The following is a 14,045-nucleotide window of genomic DNA, read 5'->3' as shown; positions in this document are numbered from 1 at the left end:
CAAGTGTTTACCAATTAAAATGTGGTTTGTAACTGTAGGGTAAAGGAGTGACTAAAAGGATAATCCAAACCACGCTCCCGCTTAATGCTACCCAACCTAAACAGGTCGCTTGTAAACAAAGTAATCTTGGTATTTTGCAGCCCCAATTGCTTATTCAGTTTGTCAGCAAAACGATAGTATACTGATGCACTTTCACCAGCTATGAAATTATTCTTTTGCACAAATCTGGAAGAAGCATAGGTTCTAGGTTTATTTAATGGTGTTCCTGTATAATCCAAAATCCCTTTGAAGAAGGCAACATCACCCGGCTTCTGCCAACGGTCGTTGGCTACCCTACTGTCCACATTATAATAATTCACATTTACATTTTCTACTCTATCTATCAGCGTTTGGTTATAGGCATCACCACCAAAATTGAAGCGCAAATAGACGTTAAAACCGATACCATTGATCTCCATATTGGTACCGAAGGTCCCTTGCAATGTTGGCGTCTCATCACCTACAATCACCTGATCAGCAGGGTTGTATTTTGTAGTAACTTCCCCGTTCAGTGTTTGAAACAATTCATTACCCGATGCCGGATCTATCCCCAATGATTTTACTGCCCAAATTGCATTCTTAGACTGCCCTTCAGCATAGCGCGGTAGTGGCGTAGTTGAATTGATGGTATTAGATCTGTTGTTTAGTGCCTCAATTGTTTTTGAAACTTTTTCAATGGTATTGGTAAAATGGAATACGTTAGCAAATACCGACCAGTTGTTTCTGTTTGCCGGGTTTGCAATGATGTTAAAGCGCCCATAAAGTTCATAACCTTTGTTCAACACATCCCCCATATTGTCGTAATAACCGTAGAAACCCGAAGATGGAGCACTAGAAATGAAGGCAATACTTCCTTTTGTACGCTCTACAAAGTAATTGGCATTCAGCGAAAATCTGTTTCTAAACAAGCTCAGATCTAAACCTATATTATGTTTCAAAGTCTTTTGCCATGCTAGTGCAGTATTTCCATACCCCAATAAATAAGTAGCGATGACACCACGATACTCACGATCGGTATAATACTGACTGGTTGTTACCCCTTTAAAGCTATCAAAACTTTCAGATCCAGTCGTACCAACGGTATATCTCAACCTAAATTCATTTATCTGATCATTATCTTTTAAATAGGATTCATTTTTAATGTTCCAACCTGCGCCCAATGACCAGAATGGTGCATAGCGCTGATCAGATCCAAATAGTGAGGAGCCATCCAATCTAAAAGTTGCATCAAAAAGATACCTATTGTCATAAGAATAGGCTATACGGGCAAGCGTTCCGATAGATCTTGAAATCCCTTCTGTACCAATTGGTTTTCCCCCAGATGGGTATTGATTACCTAAAATCAATTGATCTAATGTAGGATTTGGAAAGCCTTCTACACGGATAAACTGCGTATCGAATGTGTTTTCTTTTACATTTAGCGTAGCTGAAGCAGAGAGGAAGTGCTTATCGAAATTCTTATTCGCTTCAGCAGTCAAAAACCCTTCTATACGCTGATTTTTACCCAGCCCTTTCGTATAAGATCCTTTTTCAAAGGTTGGCTTTTCTGCAAATGAACTATGCTGAGCAGGGAGAAAAATATCAGACTCATCGTTTTGAGTCGTATAAGATAAACGACCCGTCAGACGAAGCCATTCTTTAGCCTGCCATCTGGTTTCAAAGTTGTTGGTGATCCCCCTAAAAGCAGTTTGATCTTTTATATTTAACGAAGCATTATAAAGCGGATTAAGCGGTCTTCCAATATACTTATTCAAGTTATCATAATTATCGAAGTTGGTCAACCTGATTCCTGTCTGCGGATCTATAATGGTCTCCAAAAACACCTTTAAAGTACCATCAGCGTTATATGGACTCCAATAAGGATTCAATTGTGTGTATTGTCTAAATGATCCATAAGGTGAATTATTAGCTTTGTTAAAATTTAAGGTCAGATCATTTCTGAACTGGAAATTTTTAATGCGGTACGATAAAAAAGAATTGGCTGTAGTTGTAGTCCGATCTGACGATTTCATCACGCCCACATTTCTATCATAAGTTAAACTTAGTCCATATGATACCGCCTCAGCACCACCTTCTACGTAAATGTTGTGTTTTTGTCCAACACCTGTTCTCAGCGGTTTAGAAATCCAGTCCGTATTCACCCCCTCTTTTACTGCTCTTAAACGAGATTCGCGATAGAGATCCAATTGATCCTGACTGAAATTCCAACTGTTAACAAAAGCATTTGAACGGTCTTCCAAATCAAACTTCCCTTGTGCATCTAATAGGTTATACCCTGTCAAATCAGGCGCTTCAATAGTCATGCTCGCATTATAGCTCACTCTTAACTTACCGTCTACAGGTCTATTCAATTCAATAACAATTACACCATTAGCTCCCCTTGATCCATAAATAGCTGTAGCTCCAGCATCCTTAAGGATGGTTACACTTGCAACTCGATTCATATCCAAATCATTTACCCGCTGCAGCGTGGTCTCAAAACCATCCAGAATAAACAATGGTGCATTTGGTGCAGATTGGTAATTGAAAGGATTGCTGTTTCCTGCTGAACTAATGTCCAAAAGCGTATTTCCACCACGCAGCACCACATCAGGAAGAATGTTAGGATTAGAGCCGATGTTCAAGTTTTCAGGCATTTGAAATGATGGATCGAGCGATTTCAATGCAGAAAGCACATTATTGTTCGACACTTTCGACAGCTCTTGTGCATTAAAAGTTCTTGCTGCTCCTGTAAATGTAGATTTAGATTGGCTAAAGATACCGGTAACCACTACACCCTTCAGTGATTGTGCGGATTCTTCCAAACGAATCTCCAGTACCGGTTTAGTCACCGTCACTTCCTGGGTTTCGTAACCAATGTAACTGACCAAAAGAACATCCCCTATCTCCGCATTGATCCTAAAATTACCTCTGGCATCAGTCTGCGCCCTGGTACTTCCATTCTTTATCCGTACCGTAACGCCTATAAGTCTATCTTTGGATTTGGCATCAAAAACAGTTCCTGTGATCGTTGCATAAGACCCATTATTTTCAGGTACAGACAAACTGGGAACTTTCCTGGATGTATGGTTAGTAATCAGGATTCTATCATCAATTTGTTTAAATGATAAGGAACTACCGGCCAGCAATTGCTCCATTAAATGTGCTACACTAATCGATCTGACATTGATATTTAGGTTATCAATACTTTTTACGTCGGCCGTACGGTATAAAAATCGAAAAGGAGTTAGCTGCTCTATTTTTTTTATCGCACCGATCAGGTCTTCATTTTCTAATTTTATACTTACGTTGATATTCTCCATACCCTGTCCCTTCGCCGATGAGGAATAGACCATTTGGAGTGAGAGCAATATAACGAAGCTTACAAGTAAGGTTATACGCATACAGTAAATTAAGACGTGTTGGTATTTCCGGAAAATAGGATCTCCGTATCTTGCTGCATTTGCAGAAAAATTCATATTTTAGTTTTTTTATGTGATTACTAAACTCTTTGCTTGGAATTACATGATGGGTTTCCATTCTAAATGGAATAGCCCCGGGATAAGGCAGATTGTTGAATACTCGCAATATTTAACAATTACCTTATCCTTTTTTATGTTGAGTTTTTAGTGTCTAAGTAGAATTTCTTCATTTGTTTATTGGTTTAAAGGTTGAATTGATATGGTGTTATTTTTATGATTTATCGTGTAAGATGCTCCTATAAAGGCACAAATACTTTTAATAAATGATTCTGCAGATTCATTAGCCCGCATTGAATAGTTGAAAGTCGCATTCCTCAGTTCAGGATCCTGCACAGAAATCTTATAGCCAAATTTATCCTCAAGCCTGCTTTTTGCATCTCCTATAGAAATATCTTTAAATTCAAGGTCCTGATGGTTCCAGGCCAGCTCTTTTTCAGCATCAATATTTTTCTGGGCAATCTTATCTGTTTTTTCATCAACTATGGCCTGCATGTTCTTTTTCAGATAAGTTATCCGACCCGACTTTATATTTTTCACTTCCACCAATCCTCTGATCACATTAATCATTACCATTTTATCCCCAGGAATAGCGGTCACATCAAAAGCAGTTCCCAAGACCGTTGTTCTCACCTTTCCAGAATAAATGATGAAGGGCTTAGAAGGATTATGAGCAATATCAAAGAATGCTTTGCCTTCCAGCTCAACCTCTCTATTATGCTTCTTATTAAATGCTGACAAAATGGTCAACTTACTTCCCTTTTGCATAATCACTATACTCCCATCCGGTAGCTTAACCATGCTGTTCTCTACCTTAGATGCAAACAACACTTCATCTTTTAATTCTTCGGTCCCTTGTTGCTTAACCGTCTGTTGCTCAACAACGGGTTTAGACGTTGTGTTATTTTTAAATTTATAAACGAAAAGTATAGCTAAAATGGCTACTGCGGCTATCGATGCCCATCTGATCAATGGAACAATATTACGCCCAGGCTTAATGTTATTCCACATCTCTTCCTTTGCCAACAACAATTGTTCCACCCCCGGCCTACTTTCATTTTGCTTTAGCTCATTCAGAAACCAACCATCCATGATTGCTCGCTCCTCTTCAGTGCAATTTCCAGCAGCATAACGTTCAAAAATATCTTTAGATATATGTTTCTTCATTTTTTAAATCATCAAAAAACAGTTTTGATTTACTACATGTCGGGCAAAAAGCACTTTGGTAGTAGATGAATTTAAAAAAAGTTAAAAAAGAAGAAAATAATGATTTATGAACTTAGGCTTAAGCAGCTTTATCGCATTATTAATCTGTTTCTTTACTGTTTTATCCGAGATATTTAAGATATCCGCAATCTCTTTATGAGAAAGTTCAGCCTTTCTACTCAGCTCAAACACAATTCTCATTTTTTCAGGAAGGTTTTGAATTTCCTTTTCCATTTCGTCATTGATCTCCTTTTCCAGCAAAGCATGATCTGTGCAAAGGTTACCTGCCGACACATAATTATCCAAAGTATCGAGATGGTCCTGCCTTACCTTCTTACGACTGATGTAATCGAACACCTTATACCTTACCGCGGTATACAAATAGGATGAAAAAGAAACATTGATTTCCAGTGTGGCACCTTTATTTAAAAGAGAGATAAAAACTTCCTGAACTACATCCTTAGCTTCTTCTTCATCCTTCAGAACTTTACAAGCTGATACGTATAACAATTGCCAGTAACGCTCGTAAATCATCTTAAAAGCAGCTGTATCTCCGCCTTTGAATAAAGACAGTAGATCCTGATCGCTCATGTTAAGATTAGTTACCATTAATGCACTTCAAAAGGAATCCCTTGTCCCTATTTATTAAAACTATAAATATCCGCCAGTGTTTATGTACCACAGATCCTATTCGTAACTCTAAATTACATTTTATGAAACGTAATATCAAAAATGAGCCTTTTAAATTCCGGATATTTTTATTGGAAGCCAAGGTAATTAAAGTCTACTATTTTAATAGTATTAATTAAACTTTTTTTACACTAATTTGTTTTTTATATTTTTACTCCTATGATTTTCCTTGAAAACGAGCATTTAACAGCTTCCTTTGCCAATAAAGGTGCAGAGCTACAATCTTTAAAAAGCAAAAAACACAACATAGATTACCTATGGAACGGAAATCCTACCTACTGGGGCAAGTTTAGTCCTATTCTTTTCCCTATCGTAGGTTCATTAAAAAACAATACCTATTATTTCGAGAATAAGGGATACAAACTATCCAGACATGGTTTTGCAAGAGATTATGATTTCGAGGCAATCATGCGAAGCAATACTGAGGTTGTATTTACACTTACACACAATGCCGAAACCTTAAAAGTATACCCTTTCCGATTCGTCCTCCATTTGCGATATACCTTAACTGAATTAGGCTTATCCTGCACTTACGAAGTAACCAATCCTGCGGATGACTTGTTGTTGTTTTCAATTGGAGCACACCCTGCATTTAAAGTTCCAATTCAAGACGATGTACAATACACCGACTATTTTCTGAAATTTAATAAAGATCAGATATTGGCTTACCATAAAATCAGTGAAGACCTCATTGCCAATGAAACAGTTGAGATTGAACTAAAGGACGGAAAATTACCATTACAGCACGAGCTTTTCTATGAGGATGCCTTAGTTTTTAAATCATTAAAAAGTGATTGCATTTCTATTGCCTGTGATAAGAATCCTCATGGTCTCCATTTTAAATTTAAAGACTTCCCATTCTTTGGCATCTGGGCAGCAAAAAATGCAGACTTTGTTTGTCTGGAACCTTGGTGCGGCATTGCCGACGGTGTTGATCATCAGCAAAATTTGGAAGAAAAAGAAGGAATAGTCTCGCTGGCCCCTGGCAAAACCTGGAGCAGAAGTTGGGAAATAGAATGTTTTTAATTATTTAACGCCAGGCAATTGAACCGTAAACTTAGCGCCTTTATTTTCGCCTTCACTTTCGGCAAATATCCAACCGCCATGAGCTTCAACTAAAACCTTCACAATGGAAAGGCCTAGCCCTGTTGAGTGCTCTCCGGCAGTTGGTTGCGCACTCAATCGAGTAAAACGCTGAAACAATTGCATTTTATCATCAGCAGTTAAACCAGGTCCCTCATCTTCAATCTCTATTACAGCTTTACCGTTTAAGGTACTCACCCGTACATAGATATTGGTATTTAAGGGTGCGTATTTGATGGCATTATTGATCAGGTTATCTATCACCTCATTCAATTTACCCTCATCTGCGTTGATATAGATATCCATTTCAGGAGTAAAATGGATGACTTGTCCCTTTCTTTCCGCCAAAGGTTGATTCATGGCTACCACATTACTCACCAGGTAAGAGACATTTAATTTTATAAGCAGCAATCTAATCTCACCGGCTTCCATGCTGCCCGACTGCAGCAGTTCGTCAATGATACTCACCATATTTAAACTGGCAATTTTGATTTGATCACACATCGCGTCAACCACAAGGTGATCATTTTTTTTAAGTTTGATCAGATCCGCGCGAACAGGGATAGTAGTTAAAGGATTTTTGAGATCGTGAGCCGTTCTATTTAAAATCTGATTGCGCTGTGCCAAGGATAACCTCGAAGCCAGTTTCAGCTCTATCTGATCCATTACAATGTCTCTCAGATCTTTTAAAATTTCCTGTTCTTCAGCAGAAATTGTTCTTGGAATTTTATCTATTATACAAAAAGATCCGAGGTTAAAACCGTCCTTGGTTTTAAGTGGAAATGCAGCATAAAATCTCAATCCAAAGGGCCCTACGACTAGTTTATGACTCAATGTGCGCGGATCATTAGCCGCATCTTCTATCAAATAAAAATCATCCGCTAAAACTACGTTTGCACATAAGCCCTCTTCACGTTCCATTTGCTGTACGTCTAATCCGTACTTTGATTTAAACCAAACCCGGTGTGTATCCACCAGACTAATCACCGCTACGGGAACATTAATAAGCTTTGCAGCCAGTTTAGTTAATTTATCAAAAGTATTGTCTGGGGGAGTATCAAGGATGTCGTACCTGTGTAAGGCCTTAACCCTTTCTTCTTCGACGGAAACCAGTTCCTGATCTGTTTGTATAGCCATGAGATTCATAATAGAGATACCATAAAGTTAACATTGTTCCTTGGTAAAACAAATTAATATCCCCCTACTTAATTACTGCAGTCCGCTTGCTCGTTGTATAGGCATTAAAAATCCCCAATGCACCATTATTGAAATTTGAGATTGGATTTGAAGGTGCCACGGGTGGTCCAGCCTGGCCACTACTTTGCTTTAAACTATAAAAATAGCGGTAAACATTAGGATCTACACATTGAAACTCTACCGCCAGACTATCACCCTGTTTTAAATCCTCCAGCTTATAAAATATCGCGTCAGCAACTTTGTTCCCATTATTAAAACGATCATCACTCACCATATCTTCTTCTATCTTCCCTTTTGCTTTTAAAATATAGCGGTATTGGTTTACAGCATCTACAGGATCATTGTAATTAACAGCTATATAAGTGCTTAATTTACCAAAAAGATTAAACTGTTTAAAGGTGAGTGAGTCCAGTACAACCTTTGCTGGCATCGTTGAGGTTGCGGTATATATTTTACCATCGACAGTAACATTCAGTATATACTTATTACTTGGAACACCGCGAGTTTTAACAGATTGATACACACCTGGCGAAACTTCCGTATAGGTTACGGTTGACCCGTTTGGTCTGGTCACTACAACCTTTGCCCCTGATACCCCATTAAATTTATTTGGCTCGGTAAAACTATAAGTCTTAGATATCTTGACTACCTGATTCTCGTTCTGATCATTTATTCCACCGTCGATAACCAGTACAGGATTCGAATTGTCAAGTTTAAGCTCAATCACTTTCTCGCATCCGCTAAGTAGCATTCCTGCAAAAAGTGCTATAAATAAAATAGGTCTCATCTTACTAAAATTTAAAATTCCAGGTCACCGAAGGGATCATTCCAAACAAAGTGGTTCTCACCACTTCAGTTTTGGTTGGGTCATCCGGATTGTCCTTAAAATCAATTGAAAAAGCATTCTGTCGGTTATATAAATTATAAATCCCAAATGACCAACTCGATTGTAATCTCTTTCCAGGTTTACCTTCCAATGTTGCAGCAACATCTAAACGATGGTATGCAGGTGTCCTGTAGCCATTCTTTTCTGTATAATAAAAAACGGTTCGATCATTGATCTGGTATTTACCACTTGGATAAGTAACTGCATTACCTGTGTTGTAAACAAAAACCGACGAGAAGGTCCAGCGTTGGCTGGCTTTATAAATACCAACAAGCGACAGATCGTGTGTTCTATCTTGCTTCGCATAAAACCATTTCCCATTGTTAATCGCATCAAACTGCCGCTCTGTGCGCGACCAGGTGTATCCTACCCAACCATTAAAGCGGCCAAATCTTTTCTTAAAAAATAGCTCCAGTCCATAAGCCCTACCATCGCCATACAACAAATCAGCCTCTACATTCCCATTGCCCCGCAAATCGGTACCACTACGATATTCAATCTGATTTTGCATCCATTTGTAATATACTTCTGCAGAAAACTCATAACTATTGTCGTTAAAATTCCTGAAATATCCCAAAGCAACCTGATCAGCTATTTCAGGCTTCACGTTGTTGCTATTCATAATATAAACATCTGTAGGTGAAGTCGATGTAGAGTTCGACATCAGGTGTACATTTTGAATATTCCGGGTGTAAGCACCTTTTAATGAACTTGAATTGGTTAACTGATAACTAGCAGATACCCTTGGCTCCAGATTGAAATAACTTTTCACAAACTCCCCCGCCTTATAAGCTTTGGTATCGATGATGTTTCCTTCTGCATTATAGGATTTGATATTGCCTGGCCCCATTAACGAGAAACTACTTAAGCGCAAACCATAAACGATGTTCATCCGATCATTGACAGTCCATTCATCCGAAATATAAGTAGCCAATTCCAAGCCTTTACGATCTTCATAAGTCGTTTGATTTACACTGGAAGTTTCTGATGCGGTAAGTTTACCGGGCGCTATAGTATGGTGAATCGCATTTACCCCAAACTTTAAATTATGACTATTGCTTAAGCTATATTCAAAATCCTGCTTTAAATTAAAATCCTTAATAGAAGAGTTTACTTCGAAGTCGTTCTCTTCCATAAAATTCTGAATCACATAATTGTAATTACTATAGATTAAAGAAGTATTGGAGAACAACCTGTTGCTGTATAAATGGTTCCACCTCAATGTAACCGTTGCATTGCCCCAGTTAAAGCCAAAAGTATCCGCTATACCCAGCTTATCCCGCCCAAAATAACCACTTAGGTATAGCGTGTTTTTATCGTCTATCTGGTAATTCGCTTTTGCATTAAAATCATAAAAATAAAGGGTGTTGCTGTTAATCGAGCTATCGGGTGACAACTTCAAAAAAGCATCAAGGTAAGTTCTTCGGGCGCTAACCATAAACGAACCTTTATCTTTCACAATGGGGCCTTCGGCCTTTAATCTTGAGGAGATCAAGCCAATACCTCCCTCAACAGTATACGTTTTCCTATTGCCATCGTTCATTTTAATGTCCAACACCGAAGCCAGTCTGCCCCCATATTGCGCCGGCATACCACCTTTATACACACTCACATCTTTTATCGCATCTGAATTAAATGTAGAAAAGAAACCGAGCAGGTGTGACGCGTTATAAACAGGAGCTTCATCCAAAAGAATCAGGTTCTGATCCGTAGCCCCACCCCTTACATAAAAGCCGCTATTGCCCTCACCAGCCGATTTTATTCCCGGTAGTAATTGCAGCGTTTTAAGCACATCACGTTCACCTAATAACACCGGAACATTGTTGATGTCCTTCATATCTATTTTTTGCAAGCCCATTTGCGGATTACTTACATTTTCGTTTCTCTTGCTGGCAGCGATCACTACTTCGTTTAACTGGTTATCTTCTTCCAGTACAAAATTAATCCTGGTATCTTTAGTTACATTCAGATTTTGCTTTATAGTTTTATACCCAATAAAGCTGACCGAAATCTCATAAATCCCCTCCTGTGTATTGATCGAATAGAAACCATAAGCATTGGTTACCGCTCCGGCGGTAATACTACCTATTAACTTTATGCTTGCACCGATTAAGGTTTCACCGGTTTTTGCATCCGTCACATTTCCATTAACAGTTTTTTTATTTTGAGCAAATACAAATCTGGGTTGAGCAATTATAAAAAGTAGTATCAGTACAATTCTAATGGAGTTTGGCATAATCACATCGTGATCTGTAAAAATAGAAAGAATTACCGTATAGGCAAGCCATCTCAATATTACCATTGTTGATATAAAAATTTGCAGTTAGGATTAATCTTTAGGAAATTAGCTATTCAAATAAAATCGCATTAAGATGTACCGGAAAATTGATGACTTCCTGAAAGACTGGAAAAACGAAGAGGAGTTTACTTTAAAAAATTTTAGTTTAATCAGTGTTGAGGCTAAAACAGAACAGGTTCATGAGCATGTGCGCGCATTAGACAGGCTGGCTTGGCATTTAACACAAACCATTACGGAAATGGGTAAACGCGCCGGATTACTTGCAGATGATTTACTTGAGCATCAAGCTATTCCGGAGACTATGAATGAAATAGCTGAAATCTACAAGACCAATTCAGGCCTACTTTGTCGTGCGGTACGTTTAAAATGGACTGACTCCTCACTCGAAGACCTAGTACCCATGTATGGTGATGAATGGATGAAAGGAAAAATTCTACAAATCTTATTGTTACACCAAACGCATCATCGTGGACAAATGACTGTGATTATGCGTATATTAGGTTTACCGGTGCCAGGCCTTTACGGACCATCAAAAGAAGAATGGATTGCAATGGGCTTGCCAGCAATGGACTAATCAATAAAACGCTTACCCTATGACTGAATTTTACTGGACTTTTAAGCAAACACAATTTCATGGTATCCATTGGCTACCGAAAAAATTCGACAAGGTAATTATCATTGTCCATGGTATTGGCGAGCATATCGGACGTTATGATCAGGTAGCTGCTTTTTTTGTGCAACAAGGCTATGCAGTTATCGGTATCGATCATTATGGTCATGGTAAAACCGATGGTCATAAAGGTGCTTCCCGCGGTTTCGAATTTATGTTTGATTACCTAAAAGCCTTTTTACGTCATGTAAAAACACAATTCAGCAAACCTGTTATCATGTACGGCCATAGCATGGGTGGTGGTGTATTAACAGGATTCTTACTCAAGCGACAACCTGAAATACTAGCCGCAGTTATTTCTGCTCCTGCACTCATTATTGGTACGCGCCCAGGTCCTTTACTTAAAGGTGCCTTAAAGGTGTTCACCACAATAGCACCAAACTTCCGTATCTCTCAGGGACTAGACATCAATAAAGTTTCACATGATCCATTAGCGGTAGAAAAATTTGAGAATGATCCTTTGCGTCATGATAAAATCAGCTTCCGGCTAGCCAACGATATGATACAGAATGGAGCCTGGTGCCTGGAACATGCAGATCAATTGAAAATAAGATCGCTGTTAATGCATGGTAGCGCAGACGAATTTACAGCTGTAGAGGGTTCTCGATTGTTTGCCAAACGCGCACCAGCCAACCTGCTCACTTATAAAGAATGGGATAACCTCTATCATGAGATGCATAATGAACCGGAAAGTGCAGAGGTGCTACAATATGTGGCAGATTGGCTGAAAGGTTAATGCCCTTCGAAACGCTCCACATTAGCTCTACCAGCATTGATAATCTGCTGAATGATCAAGGCAATTACCACCACCAACAAACAACCAATCACATTAAGCCACAAGTAAGCTACAAGTTCCGATCGTCCCAATACGACAATTATGGCCTCAGTTAGTAGTGCCGCAAAAAACACAGCCCTTCCATTTACTCGTTTTACATAAAATGCAACTAGGAAAACACCTAGAATTGTTCCATAAATATAAGAACCCAGGATGTTTACCGCTTCCAGCAAATTACCAATCTTGCTCGCATATAAAGCCATTACTATACATACTACACCCCAAAATACAGTTGCCAAACGCGATGCCTGTAAGTATTCGTGATCTGAAGCATCCTTTTTAATCAATCGTTTATAAATATCAATAACAGTAGTAGAAGCCAGAGAATTTAATGCACTGGCCGTGGAGCCCATAGACGCTAGAAAAATAATGGCAATTAACAAGCCTATTAATCCCTTTGGCAAATACTGGGTTACAAAACTTAAAAAGATATAATTGTTATCCTTGGTGTTGGCTTGTTCATCATTCTTCAACATTAACTCTGTCACCTGTAGTCTAATTCCCTTCTCCTTCTCATCGGCAAGCTGCAGGGCAGTTCTTTGTTGATCAATAAGTGCTTTATTATCGGCATCGAGTGCCGCATTCATCTTATTTACCTCTATTTGTTTTTCATCAAATGCACGGTTATAATTAACCTTAATCTTATCCAATTCTGGACCATACTTACTGTTTTCCAGTTTATTTAACTCAAAACTGTTAAAGAAAATTGGCGGTCTGTTATATTGATAAAAAGCAAAAACAAGCACCCCAATTAGCAATATCAAGAACTGCATCGGTATTTTCACCAAGCCATTCATCAATAAACCTAATCTACTCTGACTAACCGAGGCTCCCGACAAATATCGCCCCACCTGACTCTGATCTGTTCCAAAATAAGACAACTGCAAAAAGAAACCACCGATTAAACCAGTCCACACCGTATACTGATTGTTCAAATCCAGTTTAAAATCTATAGCGTTGGTTCTACCCATTTTCCCGGCTATGCTGATCGCTCTGCTAAAGCCAATATCCCCCGGAAGCAGGTGTACCACCATTATTCCAGCGGCAAACAAACCGCAAAAGATAATACTCATTTGCAGCATTTGTGTATATGAAACTGCTTTAGTACCTCCATATACGGTATAAAATATAACCAAACTGCCAATAAATAGCGTTGTATAAGTTGTATTGATATTTAATATGGTTGATAAAATGATAGATGGTGCATAAATGGTTATCCCCGTCGAAAGCCCACGCTGAATTAAGAAAAGAAATGCGGTTAATGCCCTCGTTTTCAAATCAAAGCGTTGCTCCAGATACTCGTATGCAGTATATACTTTTAATCGATGAAATATAGGCACAAAAGTGATACACAAGACAATCATTGCCAGCGGTAAGCCTAGATAAAATTGCACAAAGCTCATCCCAGATGAATAAGCAAGACCCGGTGCCGATAAAAAAGTAATGGCACTGGCTTGTGTAGCCATCACAGATAAGCAAACATGATACCATGGCAGCGACTGGTTACCCAACAAATATCCTTGAATATTTTGCGCACCACGACTTTTATAAACGCCATAAGCTACAATTACAACCAGTGTAATGATTAAGACAGACCAATCGATAACACTCATTCGAAGTATTTAGTAAAAGCGTAAAAAATTAAGATTAGAAAAACCAGCCAACCGATCAGTAGGCGATAA

Annotated in this window: 10 protein-coding genes; 3 read left to right on the top strand and 7 right to left on the bottom strand. The window is 38.6% G+C overall.

Going from position 1 to position 14,045, the window contains the following annotated elements; translation table 11 throughout:
- Positions 1-14: 14 nt before the first annotated feature.
- From FBD94_RS06135 to FBD94_RS06125, 3 genes are all read right to left on the bottom strand, one after another.
- Positions 15-3,497: a SusC/RagA family TonB-linked outer membrane protein gene (locus FBD94_RS06135; protein WP_136879488.1), complete on the bottom strand. Its 3,483-nt coding sequence runs from the start codon at positions 3,495-3,497 to the stop codon at positions 15-17.
- Positions 3,498-3,674: 177 nt separating this feature from the next.
- A complete protein-coding gene (locus FBD94_RS06130) occupies positions 3,675-4,664 on the bottom strand; it encodes a FecR family protein (RefSeq protein ID WP_136879487.1) in 990 nt (329 codons plus the stop codon).
- Between the two features lie 81 nt (positions 4,665-4,745).
- Positions 4,746-5,294: an RNA polymerase sigma factor gene (locus FBD94_RS06125; RefSeq protein ID WP_235884386.1), complete on the bottom strand. Its 549-nt coding sequence runs from the start codon at positions 5,292-5,294 to the stop codon at positions 4,746-4,748.
- A gap of 258 nt (positions 5,295-5,552) precedes the next feature.
- Here FBD94_RS06125 and FBD94_RS06120 point away from each other — a divergent pair, with 258 nt between their 5' ends.
- Entirely contained in the window at positions 5,553-6,419 is an 867-nt protein-coding gene (locus FBD94_RS06120) for an aldose 1-epimerase family protein (protein WP_136879486.1), read from the top strand.
- Here FBD94_RS06120 and FBD94_RS06115 read toward each other — a convergent pair whose 3' ends face one another.
- The 3 genes from FBD94_RS06115 to FBD94_RS06105 form a co-directional block, all read right to left on the bottom strand.
- On the bottom strand, positions 6,420-7,613 hold the full coding sequence (locus FBD94_RS06115) for a GAF domain-containing sensor histidine kinase (protein WP_131606244.1): 1,194 nt from the start codon (positions 7,611-7,613) through the stop codon (positions 6,420-6,422).
- 64 nt (positions 7,614-7,677) lie between these two features.
- A complete protein-coding gene (locus tag FBD94_RS06110; RefSeq protein WP_235884385.1) occupies positions 7,678-8,460 on the bottom strand; it encodes a DUF4249 domain-containing protein in 783 nt (260 codons plus the stop codon).
- Between the two features lie 4 nt (positions 8,461-8,464).
- Positions 8,465-10,795 (bottom strand): TonB-dependent receptor, encoded by a 2,331-nt coding sequence (locus tag FBD94_RS06105; RefSeq protein WP_136879674.1) that lies wholly within the window; start codon positions 10,793-10,795, stop codon positions 8,465-8,467.
- A 136-nt stretch (positions 10,796-10,931) separates the two neighbouring features.
- On the opposite strand from FBD94_RS06105, the gene FBD94_RS06100 reads away from it, so the two are divergent.
- Positions 10,932-11,432 carry a DinB family protein gene (locus FBD94_RS06100; RefSeq protein WP_136879485.1) on the top strand — a complete coding sequence of 167 codons (501 nt, stop codon included), beginning with the start codon at positions 10,932-10,934 and terminating at the stop codon, positions 11,430-11,432.
- A 19-nt stretch (positions 11,433-11,451) separates the two neighbouring features.
- On the top strand, positions 11,452-12,264 hold the full coding sequence (locus tag FBD94_RS06095; protein WP_131606248.1) for an alpha/beta hydrolase: 813 nt from the start codon (positions 11,452-11,454) through the stop codon (positions 12,262-12,264).
- Here FBD94_RS06095 and FBD94_RS06090 read toward each other — a convergent pair.
- Entirely contained in the window at positions 12,261-13,976 is a 1,716-nt protein-coding gene (locus FBD94_RS06090) for a sodium:solute symporter (protein WP_136879484.1), read from the bottom strand. The two genes, FBD94_RS06095 and FBD94_RS06090, sit on opposite strands and share 4 nt — an antisense overlap.
- Positions 13,977-14,045: the final 69 nt, after the last annotated feature.

It is taken from the genome of Pedobacter hiemivivus (genome assembly GCF_005144565.1).
Lineage (GTDB): Bacteria > Bacteroidota > Bacteroidia > Sphingobacteriales > Sphingobacteriaceae > Pedobacter > Pedobacter hiemivivus.
The sequence above is the reverse complement of the archived record's forward strand: the minus strand, read 5'-3'. Positions and strand labels throughout refer to the sequence as shown.

What these genes read in the sequence shown, in the direction of transcription:
- FBD94_RS06105 (WP_136879674.1), bottom strand. Translation starts at nt 10,795, where the DNA reads ATGCCAAACTCCATTAGAATTGTACTGATACTACTTTTTATAATTGCT.
- FBD94_RS06115 (WP_131606244.1), bottom strand. Translation starts at nt 7,613, where the DNA reads ATGGCTATACAAACAGATCAGGAACTGGTTTCCGTCGAAGAAGAAAGG.
- FBD94_RS06120 (WP_136879486.1), top strand. Translation starts at nt 5,553, where the DNA reads ATGATTTTCCTTGAAAACGAGCATTTAACAGCTTCCTTTGCCAATAAA.
- FBD94_RS06110 (WP_235884385.1), bottom strand. Translation starts at nt 8,460, where the DNA reads ATGAGACCTATTTTATTTATAGCACTTTTTGCAGGAATGCTACTTAGC.
- FBD94_RS06095 (WP_131606248.1), top strand. Translation starts at nt 11,452, where the DNA reads ATGACTGAATTTTACTGGACTTTTAAGCAAACACAATTTCATGGTATC.
- FBD94_RS06100 (WP_136879485.1), top strand. Translation starts at nt 10,932, where the DNA reads ATGTACCGGAAAATTGATGACTTCCTGAAAGACTGGAAAAACGAAGAG.
- FBD94_RS06090 (WP_136879484.1), bottom strand. Translation starts at nt 13,976, where the DNA reads ATGAGTGTTATCGATTGGTCTGTCTTAATCATTACACTGGTTGTAATT.
- FBD94_RS06135 (WP_136879488.1), bottom strand. Translation starts at nt 3,497, where the DNA reads ATGAATTTTTCTGCAAATGCAGCAAGATACGGAGATCCTATTTTCCGG.
- FBD94_RS06130 (WP_136879487.1), bottom strand. Translation starts at nt 4,664, where the DNA reads ATGAAGAAACATATATCTAAAGATATTTTTGAACGTTATGCTGCTGGA.
- FBD94_RS06125 (WP_235884386.1), bottom strand. Translation starts at nt 5,294, where the DNA reads ATGAGCGATCAGGATCTACTGTCTTTATTCAAAGGCGGAGATACAGCT.